Raw genomic sequence first — 14065 nt, 5'->3', positions numbered from 1 at the left:
GTCTCCTTGGGCTGAAAAAGCTTGCCCAAAATGAGCGATCGCCGTGGCTACAAATCTGGGGGCGATCGCCGAGCAAAAACCTTTAGGACTTACGCAAAGAAACTAAGGTGATATGAAAAATCGTTTGTTTGGGAACCAGAGATCAACTCTTCACCTTTGTTTCTGCCAACGCCCTTGCGTAAGTCCTGACCTTGAGTCCCAAACCCCGTCCTTATAGGACGGCTTTACAGCATCAGCGCGTAGTTCACAGATTAAATGCTATAGTGTGAGCTTGACATCCTCGCCGCAAGAGAAGCGCGGCGATTCCCAAACCTCACTTCGGCGCGGTTTCTGCTTCAATGCACCCGCCCTCACAGACTTACTCTGTTCGGGTCTTACGGTCGCTCCACAGACTGACACGGGCAACCCCTGCCGCCAAAATATTCTTACCTGCGTTCACATCAGAGTCATGGTGACTACCACAATTCGCGCCATCCCATTCACGCATGTTTAGGGGCATTTTTTCAACGATATGCCCGCAACAACTACAACGCTTGTTACTCGGAAACCATCGGTCTATTTCGATATAATTCCTACCGTACCAACGACATTTGTAGTTTAACTGACGGGTCATTTCTCCCCAACTCGCCTCGGATATAACCCGCGATATTTTGGGTTTTTTGACCATTTTTTTGACCGCTAAATGCTAACGAGCGTGGAAGAAAACCAAAGAATTGGATTTCCTCAACGAGGTTAGCTGCGTACCATTACAACAGGGATTGCGCCATCTACAAACCCCATTTAATAACTTCTTCGCAGGTCAAGCTAAATATCCAGCTTTTAAGAAGAAGAGAAATGGCGGCAGTGCTGAATTCACGCCTGTCGGCATTCAGGTTTAGGGATGGTCAAGTATTCTGAGCCAAATGGACTCAACCGCTGCCGATTCGCTCTTCGTCGGATGTTGCCCTCTGGCGCCCGACCATCCACTAAGCTGCGGGAGCATTTAAATCCAATAAAGAGGCGGGCAAGTCTGCCCACCCCACAAGAAGAAGGGAAAATTTGGCTCTCAAATTAGGTGCTCTTGCAGCTTATCACTGTCAAGCTTTCCGCTTCTGGTCGTGGTGCGGTGTCTTTACTGGTGAATGTTGAAATCGAAAAACTTCCCGCATCGCCCAACCAAGTTGGAATCGATTTGGGCATCACCAGCTTGCTTGCCCTAAGTACTGGCGAGAAAATTGTCAATCCCAAAGGGTTCAAGGCAAAGTACCGCAACTTAGACGGGCACAAAAAGCTATAAGCCGCAAGCAAAAAGGGTCGAACAATCGACATAAAGCACGGCTATTAGTAGCAAAAGTGCATCAGCAAATTGCTGATGCAACAATTGATTATTTTGACAAACTAACGACTCGATTGGTGCGCGAAAACCAAGTAATTGCCACCCTTGGATTTAGCTGTGAAAAACATGATGAAGAACCGGAAACTCGCTCAGGCCATTAGCGATGCTAGTTGGCGAGAGTTGGTCAGACAGCTTGAGTACAAATGCGACTGGTATCGTCGTACCTTAATCAAGATTGACCGTTGGTTTCCGAGTTCTAAACGGTGTGGCAACTGCGGTCACATCATTGAAAAAATGCCGCTAAATATTCGTGAATGGGAATGTCCGCAATGGGGAACTCACCACGACCGAGATATTAATGCGGCAAATAACATTTTGGCGGCAGAGCTTGCCGTGTCAGTCTGTGGAGCGACTGTAAGACCCCAGGAGAGCTATTCTCCCAAGGCAGGTGCGATGAAGCAGAAACCGCGCATCGTCAGGTTTAGGAATTACCGTGGGTTCACGCCGGTGAGGATGTCAACCTCTCCTGTAGCGTAAAATCCTTAGCCCCTTGACACTCCAGGGTGTGGAATGTGGGTGGAGGAGGCCCCCCACTCTCACAATCGCGTATGAGCAGCTTAGGGACGGCAGGCGCGGTATTTGATGTGATAAACCAAACCGCGGTGAGCCAAATCGAAGGAGTCAACGGTGGCACTTCCAGCGCCTCTGGCTGTCATCGCAGCATTCACGCGCATATTTATGCTGTCACCACAGCGAGACCAAACATCAGCTAAAGTCGCTAAGCTATCGCGAACGTTATAGTTAGTTTCGCCGGTGAAAGTCCGGGAAAAAACTGGGCCGCGGCTGCCTGCAAAAAAGTATTCTGCTCTTAAGTTCCCAGTGGTTCCTGGTGCTACATAACCACGATAATCAGCATCGTAGAGAGAAATTTGGAAGCCTTGGGGTACTTTGATGGGAATGGTCAGATTACAGCTTTTCCGGGTTTCTGCTGCGTTATTTCCCAGGGCTACAAACTTATCAAATAGAATGGTTAATTCTTGACCGTCGGGGCTGACGCTGACACTGGCAGAGCCATCGGGGCAACCAGTACCACCATAGGTTGCGCTTATAATTTGAACTTGCTGCGCCAAGGCGGGGGCAATCGCAGCGGAAGCGGACATTAATATCGCGGCCACTAATACTTTGGCAAACTTCATGGATGTTCTCCTGAATATAATTAAGTGTTCTGTGGAGATTACCCTGACAATAATTTTTCTGTTAAGATTACCCTGAACAATAGAAGCAAAATTGAGGCAATACTTCTCCAAATAGAAGATTGCAAAGCTAGCAAATTCAATATTACGAGCTAAATTAGAGTAACTAGCTCAGGGCTTTTTCGAGCAATGGATTTGAGCGAAAAGCTGGATAACTAAAAGCTTTATTTGCTGCTACTTTTTAAGATACATACCAGTCAAGAAAAGTTCCGCAAAATCTCTAATAAAGTTCTGCCAGATCTCTGAACTTTAGCAGTAGGTAAACGAGAGACCTGAGAAAGTCTTCTCCTACAGTAGTCCGCACACCATCAGGACAAAGGCCACAGATGGCGGGTTCGTTGATGATGAGTGGTGTTGAACCACTGTCAGTACCTGGTTATTTAACTTATACAAGACTTACGCGCATATTCCGGGTTTTTATCAAAAAAATGGGGTCTAAAACCCCGTCCTTCCAGGACGGCTTTACACGGAACTTTGCTATTAGGTGGCACGTCTTACAGGTCAGATGTTAGAATGTAAGCATGACAATAAAAGCATTCAGCTACCGATTCTACCCAACGTCAGAACAGGAAAACCTGTTGCGGCGTACATTGGGTTGCACCCGTTTGGTCTATAACCGTGCCTTAGCCGCAAGGACTGAGGGATGGTACGCAGACCAAAAACGTATCGGCTATGCTGAGACTTCTAGTATGCTGACTCAGTGGAAGAAAACCGAAGAACTCGATTTTCTCAATCAAGTTTCTTCAGTACCATTGCAGCAGTGCTTACGGCATTTGCAAACCGCTTACAACAACTTCTTTGACGGGCGGGCGAAATACCCCAAATTTAAGAAGAAACGGAATGGTGGTAGCGCTGAGTTCACCAAAGCGGCGTTTAAGTTCAAAAATGGACAGGTGTTTCTGGCAAAGTGTGCTGAACCCTTGCCGATTCGCTGGAGTCGAATGTTGCCAGAAGGGGCAGCGCCATCAACTATCACGGTGAAGCTTTCCCCGTCTGGTAGGTGGTCAGTCTCCCTGTTGGTGGATGTTGAAATCGAAGCACTACCCAAAACAGATAGTCAAGTCGGCATTGACTTGGGTATCACAAGTTTGCTTACGCTCAGCACTGGTGAAAAGATTACCAATCCCAAAGGATTCAAGGCAAAGTATCGCAAGCTCAGGAGAGTGCAAACAGCTCTAAGTCGGAAGCAGAAGGGGTCAAATAATCGCCATAAAGCACGGCTCAAAGTTGCTCGCGTGCATCAGGAAATCGCTGATGCAAGGATTGATAATCTTCACAAGCTCACAACTCAATTGGTGCGTGAAAACCAAACGATCGCCATTGAGGACTTAGCAGTGAAGAACATGGTCAAGAACCGGAAACTCGCCCAAGCCATCAGTGATGCCAGTTGGGGTGAATTGGTTAGACAGCTTGAGTACAAGTGCGGTTGGTATGGTCGTACCTTAATCAAGATTGATCGCTGGTTTCCAAGTTCTAAGCGCTGTGGCAATTGCGGTCACATCGTAGAAACGTTGCCACTTGATATCCGGGAATGGGATTGCCCCCAGTGTGGAACGCACCACGATCGAGATATCAATGCGGCAAACAACATTTTGGCGGCAGGGCTTGCCGTGTCAGTCTGTGGAGCGACCGTAAGACCCCATGAGAGCAAATCTCGTAAGGCAGGTGCTATGAAGCAGAAACCTAAATCGTGAGGTTTAGGAATCACCGTGGCGAAGAGCCCGGTGAGGATGTCAATGTTACTTACTGTTACATAGTACAACGCGAGTGCCAGAGCCAGATTGTCTCAAAGCCCCACAGCACCGACGCTTTCATCTTTCAGCAAGCATAGAAGATAACAAGGATAACCATAGGGGACAGTCCATGTCATAATCTGTAACAGAGATTTTAATAATTCGATCCAATTGTTAGTGGGCATGAGCCATGAGCAACCAAACTGTTGATGCGAAAGCGTTAGATAGGTACGAATGCGGCGCCTGTGGCTATGTTTACGAACCCGCCAAGGGAGATAGCAAGCATGACATCGCTGCGGGAACTCCGTTTGAAGAGTTGCCCCCAAATTGGCGCTGTCCGGTTTGTGGTGCGCGCGACAAGGTATTCCAGAACATTGGCCCAGTCGGCAGCGCCTCTGGATTTAAGGCCAATTTTGGCTACGGCTTGGGTGTCAACACCTTAACGCCGACCCAAAAAAATTTACTAATCTTTGGCGGCTTGGGGCTGGGATTTTTATTTTTCATCAGTCTCTATGGTTTACAATAATAAGTTTTGACCGAAACAGGATCGGTGATGGATCGAAGTTCGTTGCTTAGGTTCATCCCTCATAATTGACCCTTTTGACTGACCGTTGACGACTTACAGATAGCTTGAAAAGCAATGCACTCAATCTTAAGAGCCTTACAAAAAGTAGGAGTTTTGTTAGCAGTAGTCCTGCTGTGTATCGGTTGCAGTAAGGTACCTTCTACCAGTTTCAACCCCTGGCAAACGATTAGTTTACCAACCGAGTCGAACTTACAAGACATTGCTTTTACTGGCGATTCCATGCAGCACGGATGGGTGGTAGGCAGCGGCGCCGCCCTATTTGAAACAACCGATGGCGGTAAGACTTGGCAGGAAAAAAATTTGGAGTTAGGCGATCAAAATTACCGCTTTACTTCGGTGAGTTTTTCCGGACAAGAAGGTTGGATTGTTGGAAAACCCGGCTTGCTGTTACATACCGCTGATGAAGGAAAGTCTTGGTCGCGCATTCCCTTAAGTTCCAAGCTGCCGGGCGATCCGAATACGATACTGGCGCTTGGCGCGGATTCAGCTGAGATGACGACTGATGTGGGAGCGATTTACAAAACTTTAGATGGCGGTAAAAACTGGAAAGCGCTGGTACAGGAAGCCGTAGGGGTGGTGCGGAATATTTCGCGCTCGCCTGATGGCAAGTACGTAGCCGTTTCCGCTAAAGGTAACTTCTACTCGACTTGGGAACCAGGACAACAAGCTTGGGTACCCCACAATCGCAATAGCTCCCGCCGCGTGCAAAATATGGGGTTTACTAAAGATGGTCGGTTGTGGATGCTGGCGCGGGGCGGTCAAATTCAGTTCAGCACTCCAGAAGATCCCCAAAAGTGGGAAGAACCACAATATCCAGAACTCTCAACCAGTTGGGGTTTATTGGATTTAGCCTATCGGACGCCTGACGAAGTTTGGCTAGCTGGCGGTAGCGGTAATTTGCTCAAAAGCGGTGATGGCGGTAAAACCTGGCAAAAAGACCGGGAGATAGAAAACGTGCCTTCTAACCTTTACAAGATCGTATTTGTCCAGCCAGACCTGGGATTCATTATCGGGCAAAAAGGCACTTTGCTGCGATACGAACCACCATCTGAAGCGGCTTGAAACGATTGGTTAGATAGCTTTAAGCTATCTCATCAACAAAATCCCAGTGAAAAGTTTCCTCTTGAACTGGTAGCGCAATCGGGTAAAATACTCAATCAGGGCAAGCGCAGTTCACCAATTAAGGTGGGATGAAAAAGCCCCTGGCGACGTGCTACGCGAGACGATAAAAAGTCAAGGTTAAAAGCCTCTGTTATGGATGTCTTTTAATCATATCAATCGTAAGCAGGTAAGCAAGTAGTTCAACTGTGGTATGTTTTCCCAAGTTACGATCTCTTGGGGAAAAAGCGCCCAGTAACGGCAGGGCAACCTTGGCTTGATTGCTCCGAGCAACAACCTTAAAAATGCCCTGCCATTACCCGAATAGGGGTAAGACCCAAAAAAGAAAAACATAGATTATTTTTCTATGTTTTTTGACCAAAAAAATTAGATAAAAACTTCGCCGTTATCCGGCGGCTTTTGATACAATACCAATGGTGAATTCATCAAACCCCTCTAGGCTCAAGACACGTTGAAATAGCTACGGTGAGAGCAGTCGTAGAGAAAGCTGCAAGGGCAATGGTAAAAGTCCAACCCGGAGGCAAAAAGTAAATCATTTTTCGTTGGTTTTAGTTAGTCGCGGGAGGGCATTCCGAGACTTAAAACGGACGTGGAGAACGTGTAAGACCTGCGTGCAGGCTGTGTTCGTTGAAGCGTCAACCCCATTCAGCGATCATCCATAAGGGTGGCGTGGCGAGGAATTTCCGCTCCTTTAGGACGGAGAGGATGTCAAAATATGATATTAATTGAGCTTTTGCAATCTTTGAGAGGAGAAACAGCCAATGGCAGGTACTACTGGAGAGCGTCCGTTTTCGGATATTGTTACTAGCATCCGGTATTGGGTGATTCACAGCATCACCATTCCGGCGTTGTTCATCGCAGGCTGGCTGTTTGTTCAGACAGGTTTGGCATATGATGTATTCGGCACCCCTCGGCCCGACCAGTACTATACTCAACAGCGCCAACAGTTGCCGATCGTGACGAACCGCTACGAAGCCAGTCAACAAGTTAAAGAGTTCAATAGCAAGTAGTTAAAGAGTGGTTTTGAATTATGGATAGCAACAGAATCAATCAGCCGGTTTCTTATCCGATTTTTACCGTCAGGTGGCTGGCAGTTCATACCCTAGCTGTTCCCACCGTCTTCTTCTTAGGCGCGATCGCCGCCATGCAGTTTATTCAACGCTAGGAGTAATCGATGCCAACTCGTTCCCCCAATCCTAATAATCAGCCTGTCGAGTTAAACCGGACTTCTCTGTATCTCGGCTTACTTCTGATTTTCGTTCTCGGCGTGCTGTTCTCCAGTTATTTCTTCAACTAACTGGATAAAATTTCAGAGCTTGAGTACGTGCAAGAAGCGCGGAATTTACGCCTGCTTCCAAGACGGAGCCGACTCCCAAAGGTTGAAGCAGGAAGCTTTCCGTCGAATTAAGCTTGCATACTTGATTTGAGTAAGTTTTGTCTTGCACCGCAATTAATCTGCATATCACTGCGAATGTTTTTGTATTGTTTGAGGAGGTAAAATCTGTGAGTGGAAGCGGAAGAATTCCTTTGTGGATCGTAGCAACTATTGCTGGAATCGGCGTACTCACCGTTGTAGGAATTTTCTTCTACGGTGCTTATGCTGGTTTAGGCTCTGCTATGTAAATCAGTCTGTAGGCTATAATCCTGCAAGAAAGACCGCCTATCCTCGTTTGAGTCGGCGGTCTTTCTATTGGTCATTGGGGTAATAGCTAATAGCAATTAGCCATTAGCCATTAGCCATTAGCTAGCAAATGGATGTTTTAGATCCCGGAGGGGTCTTCCCGTTCAATGTAAATGAACAAGAAAGCCATTGCTACAGCAGGGAAAACCCAGCCGACGATGGGAATCAGGATGGTTGGTAAAAAAGAAGCTGCGTACATGAGTAAATTTCCTATCTGTATTTAGTGCAAGACTTTGAGAAAAACTTTAGCGTGAATTGGCGTCAAGTTGGTGCTTTATAAAGATTTTTAACAAATTGGGTAATTGGTAATGGGTCATGGGTGATAAGTAATGAGGCTTTTCCCCGGATCAGAATTCAAATTCATCCTCGAACGCCGGTAGATCGGGTGGGAGGAGGGTGCGATCGAGGGTGACTTTGTGACTTTCCCGTTTGGTTTGGATTTCCTGGGGGATGATCCCAAGGGAACCGTCACCTGTATCGTCGCCTCGTAGGTTCCCCAGTCGTTGGGGCGGGGTTTCTCGGGCCGACACCCAGCCGATAGGAGCCTCGATCGATCGCAACAGCAGAAGATTCTAAGCTGCTACGTATCTAATTTGACATTCAATTTTTCCCTTTTTCTTGTAGGATGGGTCGGAAATCCCGTCTTTTGATTCGATTTAAATCCATAGCAGCTTAGCAGTTGCCAGAGGCGATCGCTTAGCGTCCTCCCAGGGGAATCGATCTCCTGGTGACGTCCCATTGATTTCGGGCATTTCCACTCAGTAAAAGCACTTATTTTTTATCTGCCAAAGTTTAAGATTGTACCAAATTATTTTGAAGATTAGATAAAAATCCGCAAAAGTGCTGGTAGGGTTTGGGCAAGTATGGTAATTATAATTAAAGTAGATGCAATAAATTGTTCTGCTCTAGGTAGAATACGCAAAAGACTTCAGCTACAGGGTGTAATTGCCCTTCTGGTTGTGTCGAATTAAAGATTTAGATCGGCATATTCTCTCTAGAGTCTGGGACAACTTTTAAGCATCTTTAATTCTGTTTACATCCTGAACGAGCGAAGCCTACGTTACGCCCACGAATATACTCGCGAACCCTGTGGTATAAAGTATGGTCAAAATAGTGAACGTGGGAGTTGGTAAGGGTTGGTTCTGATCGTTGTTCAAAACTTTAACAGGCAAGAACTTTGAGGCAAACGGACATAGAGTCCAGCCACAACTGAACTACCTATAGGGTGGTGTTGTTCAAGCAAAGTCTATTCCAGTAATTGGTTTGAAGCGGAACTCAAATCTACCCAATTAGAGGCAATTGCCATCTAAAAGGATAAAGCGAAGCAACGGTGTTTTAACCTGTTGCGTAGCATCCTGCTTAGAATACCCCGTACTTCAGCCAGGGTGCGAACCGTTCGCCAGAAATCATTATATACACAAGATCTGTACTTGATCCAAACCTGATTATGACGGGCTACCAACCTATGCAGACAATATACCCTCTGAGTTTGTTGGCACAATTAGCCAATCGCCAGCTTAATGGTTGTTTGCAAATATCGAGCGGAGCAGTTACTTGGTCAATCTATCTAGAGACAGGAAAACTGGTCTACGCCTCTAATTCGCTGGAACCTTTTGAACGACTCGATCGCCACCTGACTCGTCTGAGTCATCAAGTTCCGACTCTGGTCGGTGCTGTTCGTTACCACTTGGCAACATTTCCACCTAGTCAGTCTGCTCAAAACTCTGATTACCAAGCGATCTGCTCGTTAGTTCACAACCAGTATCTCAATCCCGCGCAGGCAGCAATTCTGATTGAGGGATTGGCAAGAGAAGTTTTTGAGTCTCTTTCATTGGTTCGTCAAGGGGATTGTGAAATTATAGAGTCTGGAGAATTTACTCAATTTCCTAAATTTTGCCAGATCGATATTTCGCTGCTTACAAACCATCTTCAAAGTCAATTACAGCCGCCTAAATTTTTAGTTTCAACCCCCAAGTTGTCATTGCAGTCTCCTGGATCGCCGTGGCAAAATGAATCGGATACAATCACAAATTCAATTCAAGATACACCGATAGAATTCAATGATTCAATAAACACCAATCATGATTATCCCGTTAATAATAATTATACCATTGCCTGTATAGACGATAATCCCAGCGTTTTAAAAACTATCAATCTATTCTTAGATGCGGAGAATTATTCCGTAGTTATGATTGATAACCCGCTGAAAGCATTGATGCAAATTATTCGATACAAACCAGATCTAATTCTGCTGGATATAACAATGCCGAATATAGATGGCTATGAGTTATGTTCGCTGATGCGACGACACTCGTCATTCAAAAAGACTCCGATTATTATGGTTACCGGAAATTCCGGATTGCTCGATCGAGCCAGAGCAAAGCTAGTCAGAGCAACAGACTACTTGACAAAGCCTTTTACCAAATCAGAATTGCTTAAAATAGTGCAGAAGTACTTACCCTGATGGCAAGTTGAGATGCATCTGAGTTGGAAGATCGTGTCAACAGGAAAAGCGGAATAAATTTTGAGAAAAAACACCTATGAATATAATGTCAATGGTAACAATTTTAATCGTGGAAGATGCCCTCTCCGAACTGGAATTAATCAGTACCTACCTCAAGGAAAGCGGTTACGTAGCCATCGGCGCAGTCACAGGGCAGGAGGGACTTAATCTAGCGATAGAAAAAAAACCAGATGTAATTCTTAGTGATGTGGTTATGCCAGGAATGAGTGGTTTCGAGCTGTGTCGGAAACTCAAGCAAAACCCAGCGACTGAAAAAATTCCCATTATTCTTTGTACCTCAAAAAACCAAGAAATCGATCGCCTTTGGGGGATGAAACAAGGGGCTGATGCTTACATCACCAAACCGTTTACCCGCGAACAACTGATTCGTGCCGTCAAGTGCGTGGTGAGATGAACCGATGAATAATTCAGCTCTTGTCCCCCTAATCAATCCAGAAAACAAACCGCCAGAGGAGCCTTATCTGCGGTTGCGACTAGACCGGCAAAACGGGGCGATTTTGTCGATGCGCTATTTACTGGAGGTGCTAGTTGTTCCCGTGCAACGCCTAACACCCATGCCCAACGTGCCCAGTTGCATGGTGGGATTGTTCAATCGGCGGAGTCGGGTGCTGTGGGCGATCGACCTAGCTGGCCTACTACAGCTCTCATCATCTCGGATGCCATTGCAGCATTACAACATCATTGTTGTGCAAGTTGGCACCAGGCAGATGGGATTGGTGGTGGAAAAAATTGAAGGGATTGTGCGCTTGAGTAGCGATCGCATCCAGTCGCCGATAGAAAATATGAGCGCTGCTTTGGTTCCCTATGTGCGAGGATGCATGTTAGACCAAGCCATTTGGCTGCTGCTAGATGTCCCTGCAATCGCTCATTCCCCCGTGTTCCACAGCTACTAAACTTCTCCAGGACTCGAGGGATTTTTGTCCACCTAATTGCTCTGTTGTTGCATTTACATTATGACCACTCAATTCGAGCGACCGCTGCCAAAAAATACCAGCTCACAGGGGGAAGAAACGGCAAGTGCTGGCTGGCGCCAGAATGGGGAATTACCACAACCATCGGGCCGAACTCATGTTCCTTCATCTCCGACACGGAAGACACCCCTTTTACAGTGGTTCTCTAAACTGCCTGTTAGGAACAAACTGCTCGCTGGTCTGTTCGCCTCTGGAGTTGTCTCTATCGGCGGACTGACGGGGGTAGGCACTGGGATACTCGTGTTACACGAACTAAACCAATTGGAAAAACATGCCAAGACAGAACTGCAAGTTACCAAGATCAATTACCATATCAAAGTCGATCAAATGGCGTTCGACTTCAATGGAAAAGCCGATACTAACACGATTATTGAAGCGGCTCGAAACCATGCCGAAGGTAAACCCCTATCCCTTAAAACCCAAGAGCAGCTGAAGCGACTTCTGCGCTACGCAATCATAGAGCATAACATCGAATATTTGACCCTAGTTGGCAACGACTTGCGAATTATCGCCAACGCCAATGGGAATCGAACCGGGGAAAAGTTCGATCCCAATGGTCTGGTTAGCACCGTCCTGAAATATCCCAGCCAGATTAAGACCAATGCGATCGCTTCCTGGCAAGAGCTACAAACAGAAGCGCCCCCCTTGCCCGAAGGGTTGGGAGCGAGCGACGCCCTGATTCGCTACACCGTGACCCCCGTTCGCGATCCCGACACTGACGCTGTGATTGGGGTGTTGGTGTCCGGGGATATTGTCAATGGCAAGCTGTCCATTGTCCATAAAACGCTACAGATTCTGAATGGGGGTTACAGCGCCATCTACCAGTGGCAATCCCCAGGGAAATTTGTCTTGGCAACTTCTCTGAATCAGGAAGAGGGCAAAGCAGAATTCGCAACAGCCAATCTCGAACTTTCCAACTCATCCATCCTAAAACGAGCCGCTGCTAAGGTAGGCAATCCCGTCACAGACCGCATCAAGGTAGGGAGGCAAACCTACACCGTCGCTGCTGAAGCTTTGCCAGATTTTAACGGCGAACCGACTGCCATTTTGGTGCGGGGAACTCCAGAAGATGAACTCAATTCCATACTGAGGAAAGACTTGATATTAGAGGGAATTGTCATAGCGATCGTCGCGCTATTAAATTTCTTCTTAGCTAGGATACTGGGGCAATTGATTGCCGATCCCCTGAAGCAGCTACAGCGAATGACGGAAAAATTTGCCATTGGCGATCGCCAGGCCCGAGCAGACATTAGGGCTGGAGATGAAATTGGAATGCTGGGTGCGAGCTTTAACCACATGGCAGATAGTATCGTCGCAGCGGAAGCACAACTGGCACAGCAAGCCAGTCGCCAGGAAGCGGCGGCGGAGCGATCGCGGCTGTTGTATAAAATGGTCTTGAACGCGCGGCGAAGTCTCAACGAAGAAGAGATTCTCAATACCGCTATCACCGAACTGCGTGACGCCTTGAACACCGACCGCGTCATCGTTTACCGCTTCCACGATGACTGGAATGGCACGATCGTTGCCGAATCCGTCGGCGGTGAATGGCGCAAAATTCTAGGAGAAACCGTCAAAGACCCCTTCCGGGAAGGATTGATCGAACGCTACCGCAACGGTCGCGTGCGGGCAATGAATGACATTTACGCCGAAGGGCTAACCGACTGTCACCGCAATTTTCTCGAAAGCTTCCAAATCCGAGCCAGTATCGTCGCGCCGCTCTTGTATAACGGACAACTGATTGGCTTGCTGTGCGTCCACCACTGTTTTGCACCGCGCTGCTGGGAAGAAACAGAGATCGACCTGGTGGGTAAGCTGGCGATTCAGCTTGGCTTTGCCCTTGAGCAAGCCTCGCTCTTGCAAGAGCAAAAAATGGCTAAAGAAGCGATCCAAAAGCAGCTGATTGACCTTTTGGGCCAGATTGAAGGAGCAGCCCAGGGAGACCTGACCGTGCGGGCGGAAGTAACAGCCGGAGAAATCGGGACTGTGGCGGACTTCTTCAACTCGATTGTCGAAAGCCTGCGGCAAATTGTCACCAAAGTCAAACAATCAGCCCTGCTCGTGAATGCCTCCTTGGGAGAAAATGAAGACGGCATCCGCCAACTAGCCCAGCTCGCTCTCAAACAAACCGAAGAGACTACACGCACCCTCGAATCTGTCCAGCAGATGACTGCTTCGATTCAAGCGGTTGCTTGGAGCGCCAGTCAAGCTGCCGAGGTGGCTCGCAGTGCCTCGGTGACGGCTGAATCCGGCGAAATGGCAATGGACTTAACGGTGCAGAATATCTTGATTCTGCGCGAAACAGTAGCAGAAACAGCGAAAAAAGTGAAGCGGTTAGGCGAATCTTCCCAGCAAATTTCTAAAGTCGTTTCCTTGATCAACCAGATTGCCATGCAAACCAACTTACTCGCGATTAACGCTGGCATCGAGGCAGCGCGGGCGGGAGAAGAAGGTCACGGCTTTGCCGTAGTGGCAGAAGAGGTGGGCGCCCTGGCGAACCGCTCCGCTAACGCCACGCAAGAAATTGAACGGATTGTGGAAGGCATCCAACGCGAGACGGCTCAAGTAGTCGAAGCGATGGAGCAAAGCACCGCCCAGGTGGTGGAAGGCACGAGACTGGTAGAGGGCACGAAGCAGAGTTTGGGGCAAATTCTGGAAGTGTCGCGCCAGATCGATCGGTTGGTGCAATCGATTTTCACCGCCACCGCGTCCCAGGTGCAGACGGCTGAAGCCGTTTCCAGTTTGATGCAAGAGATCGCCCAGGTATCTGAGCTAACAGCCAACTCCTCGCGTCAGGTGTCTGACTCGCTGCGCCAGACGGTTACGATCGCTCAGGAGCTGCAAACCTCTGTCGGTACTTTTAAAGTAGCTTCTTAAGGCATAGAT

Annotated in this window: 15 protein-coding genes and 3 pseudogenes; 14 read left to right on the top strand and 4 right to left on the bottom strand. The window is 47.6% G+C overall.

Annotation, left to right across the window (positions count from 1 at the left end; genetic code table 11):
- Positions 1-258 precede the first annotated feature (258 nt).
- A pseudogene (locus tag ACE1CM_RS33420) lies at positions 259-682 on the bottom strand (zinc ribbon domain-containing protein); the annotation flags it as partial.
- Between the two features lie 13 nt (positions 683-695).
- Here ACE1CM_RS33420 and ACE1CM_RS33415 point away from each other — a divergent pair.
- The 3 genes and pseudogenes from ACE1CM_RS33415 to ACE1CM_RS33405 all read left to right on the top strand — a co-directional run.
- Positions 696-967, top strand: a pseudogene (locus ACE1CM_RS33415) (RNA-guided endonuclease TnpB family protein); the annotation flags it as partial.
- Positions 968-1054: 87 nt separating this feature from the next.
- Positions 1055-1476, top strand: a pseudogene (locus ACE1CM_RS33410) (RNA-guided endonuclease InsQ/TnpB family protein).
- Complete coding sequence (locus ACE1CM_RS33405) at positions 1433-1852, top strand: RNA-guided endonuclease TnpB family protein (protein WP_374883207.1); 420 nt, start codon at positions 1433-1435, stop codon at positions 1850-1852. Before ACE1CM_RS33410 ends, ACE1CM_RS33405 begins: the two are co-directional and overlap by 44 nt.
- An 80-nt stretch (positions 1853-1932) precedes the next feature.
- Here ACE1CM_RS33405 and ACE1CM_RS33400 read toward each other — a convergent pair whose 3' ends face one another.
- Positions 1933-2511 carry a DUF4360 domain-containing protein gene (locus tag ACE1CM_RS33400; protein WP_374883187.1) on the bottom strand — a complete coding sequence of 193 codons (579 nt, stop codon included), beginning with the start codon at positions 2509-2511 and terminating at the stop codon, positions 1933-1935.
- 578 nt (positions 2512-3089) lie between these two features.
- On the opposite strand from ACE1CM_RS33400, the gene ACE1CM_RS33395 reads away from it, so the two are divergent.
- The 7 genes from ACE1CM_RS33395 (at position 3090) to ACE1CM_RS33365 (ending at position 7629) form a co-directional block, all read left to right on the top strand.
- A complete protein-coding gene (locus ACE1CM_RS33395) occupies positions 3090-4262 on the top strand; it encodes an RNA-guided endonuclease InsQ/TnpB family protein (protein WP_374883185.1) in 1173 nt (390 codons plus the stop codon).
- A gap of 229 nt (positions 4263-4491) precedes the next feature.
- Entirely contained in the window at positions 4492-4827 is a 336-nt protein-coding gene (locus ACE1CM_RS33390; protein ID WP_374883184.1) for a rubredoxin, read from the top strand.
- A gap of 114 nt (positions 4828-4941) precedes the next feature.
- Positions 4942-5949: a photosynthesis system II assembly factor Ycf48 gene (locus ACE1CM_RS33385; protein ID WP_374883183.1), complete on the top strand. Its 1008-nt coding sequence runs from the start codon at positions 4942-4944 to the stop codon at positions 5947-5949.
- 818 nt (positions 5950-6767) lie between these two features.
- Positions 6768-7016, top strand: a complete 249-nt coding sequence (gene psbE / locus ACE1CM_RS33380) for a cytochrome b559 subunit alpha (protein WP_226589855.1) — start codon at positions 6768-6770, stop codon at positions 7014-7016.
- A 20-nt stretch (positions 7017-7036) separates the two neighbouring features.
- Positions 7037-7171 (top strand): cytochrome b559 subunit beta, encoded by a 135-nt coding sequence (psbF, locus tag ACE1CM_RS33375; RefSeq protein WP_226589858.1) that lies wholly within the window; start codon positions 7037-7039, stop codon positions 7169-7171.
- A gap of 9 nt (positions 7172-7180) precedes the next feature.
- Positions 7181-7303 (top strand): photosystem II reaction center protein L, encoded by a 123-nt coding sequence (locus ACE1CM_RS33370; protein ID WP_226589861.1) that lies wholly within the window; start codon positions 7181-7183, stop codon positions 7301-7303.
- Between the two features lie 206 nt (positions 7304-7509).
- Entirely contained in the window at positions 7510-7629 is a 120-nt protein-coding gene (locus ACE1CM_RS33365; protein WP_226589863.1) for a photosystem II reaction center protein J, read from the top strand.
- A gap of 137 nt (positions 7630-7766) precedes the next feature.
- On the opposite strand, the gene ACE1CM_RS33360 is transcribed toward ACE1CM_RS33365, so the two are convergent.
- Complete coding sequence (locus ACE1CM_RS33360) at positions 7767-7886, bottom strand: photosystem I reaction center subunit VIII (protein ID WP_226589866.1); 120 nt, start codon at positions 7884-7886, stop codon at positions 7767-7769.
- Positions 7887-8034: 148 nt separating this feature from the next.
- Positions 8035-8217, bottom strand: coding sequence for a hypothetical protein (locus tag ACE1CM_RS33355; RefSeq protein ID WP_374883182.1), 183 nt, complete (start codon positions 8215-8217; stop codon positions 8035-8037).
- Positions 8218-9152: 935 nt separating this feature from the next.
- Here ACE1CM_RS33355 and ACE1CM_RS33350 point away from each other — a divergent pair.
- The 4 genes from ACE1CM_RS33350 (at position 9153) to ACE1CM_RS33335 (ending at position 14056) form a co-directional block, all read left to right on the top strand.
- The gene (locus ACE1CM_RS33350) at positions 9153-10151 is read left to right on the top strand and encodes a response regulator (RefSeq protein WP_374883181.1); all 999 of its coding nucleotides are present in this window, start codon (positions 9153-9155) and stop codon (positions 10149-10151) included.
- Between the two features lie 76 nt (positions 10152-10227).
- Entirely contained in the window at positions 10228-10605 is a 378-nt protein-coding gene (locus ACE1CM_RS33345; RefSeq protein ID WP_374883180.1) for a PleD family two-component system response regulator, read from the top strand.
- A gap of 4 nt (positions 10606-10609) precedes the next feature.
- Positions 10610-11104, top strand: a complete 495-nt coding sequence (locus ACE1CM_RS33340; protein ID WP_374883179.1) for a chemotaxis protein CheW — start codon at positions 10610-10612, stop codon at positions 11102-11104.
- Positions 11105-11164: 60 nt separating this feature from the next.
- Positions 11165-14056, top strand: a complete 2892-nt coding sequence (locus ACE1CM_RS33335) for a methyl-accepting chemotaxis protein (RefSeq protein WP_374883178.1) — start codon at positions 11165-11167, stop codon at positions 14054-14056.
- The last annotated feature ends 9 nt before the right edge of the window (positions 14057-14065 follow it).

It is taken from the genome of Microseira sp. BLCC-F43, from assembly GCF_041929235.1.
Classification (GTDB): domain Bacteria; phylum Cyanobacteriota; class Cyanobacteriia; order Cyanobacteriales; family Aerosakkonemataceae; genus Microseira.
Note: the sequence above shows the minus strand (reverse complement) of the source record. Positions and strands in the feature narration are given on the sequence as shown.

Coding starts and splice junctions, on each gene's coding strand:
- ACE1CM_RS33400 (WP_374883187.1), bottom strand. CDS start 2,511: ATGAAGTTTGCCAAAGTATTAGTGGCCGCGATATTAATGTCCGCTTCC.
- ACE1CM_RS33395 (WP_374883185.1), top strand. CDS start 3,090: ATGACAATAAAAGCATTCAGCTACCGATTCTACCCAACGTCAGAACAG.
- ACE1CM_RS33390 (WP_374883184.1), top strand. CDS start 4,492: ATGAGCAACCAAACTGTTGATGCGAAAGCGTTAGATAGGTACGAATGC.
- ACE1CM_RS33385 (WP_374883183.1), top strand. CDS start 4,942: ATGCACTCAATCTTAAGAGCCTTACAAAAAGTAGGAGTTTTGTTAGCA.
- psbE (WP_226589855.1), top strand. CDS start 6,768: ATGGCAGGTACTACTGGAGAGCGTCCGTTTTCGGATATTGTTACTAGC.
- psbF (WP_226589858.1), top strand. CDS start 7,037: ATGGATAGCAACAGAATCAATCAGCCGGTTTCTTATCCGATTTTTACC.
- ACE1CM_RS33370 (WP_226589861.1), top strand. CDS start 7,181: ATGCCAACTCGTTCCCCCAATCCTAATAATCAGCCTGTCGAGTTAAAC.
- ACE1CM_RS33360 (WP_226589866.1), bottom strand. CDS start 7,886: ATGTACGCAGCTTCTTTTTTACCAACCATCCTGATTCCCATCGTCGGC.
- ACE1CM_RS33350 (WP_374883181.1), top strand. CDS start 9,153: ATGCAGACAATATACCCTCTGAGTTTGTTGGCACAATTAGCCAATCGC.
- ACE1CM_RS33345 (WP_374883180.1), top strand. CDS start 10,228: ATGAATATAATGTCAATGGTAACAATTTTAATCGTGGAAGATGCCCTC.
- ACE1CM_RS33340 (WP_374883179.1), top strand. CDS start 10,610: ATGAATAATTCAGCTCTTGTCCCCCTAATCAATCCAGAAAACAAACCG.
- ACE1CM_RS33335 (WP_374883178.1), top strand. CDS start 11,165: ATGACCACTCAATTCGAGCGACCGCTGCCAAAAAATACCAGCTCACAG.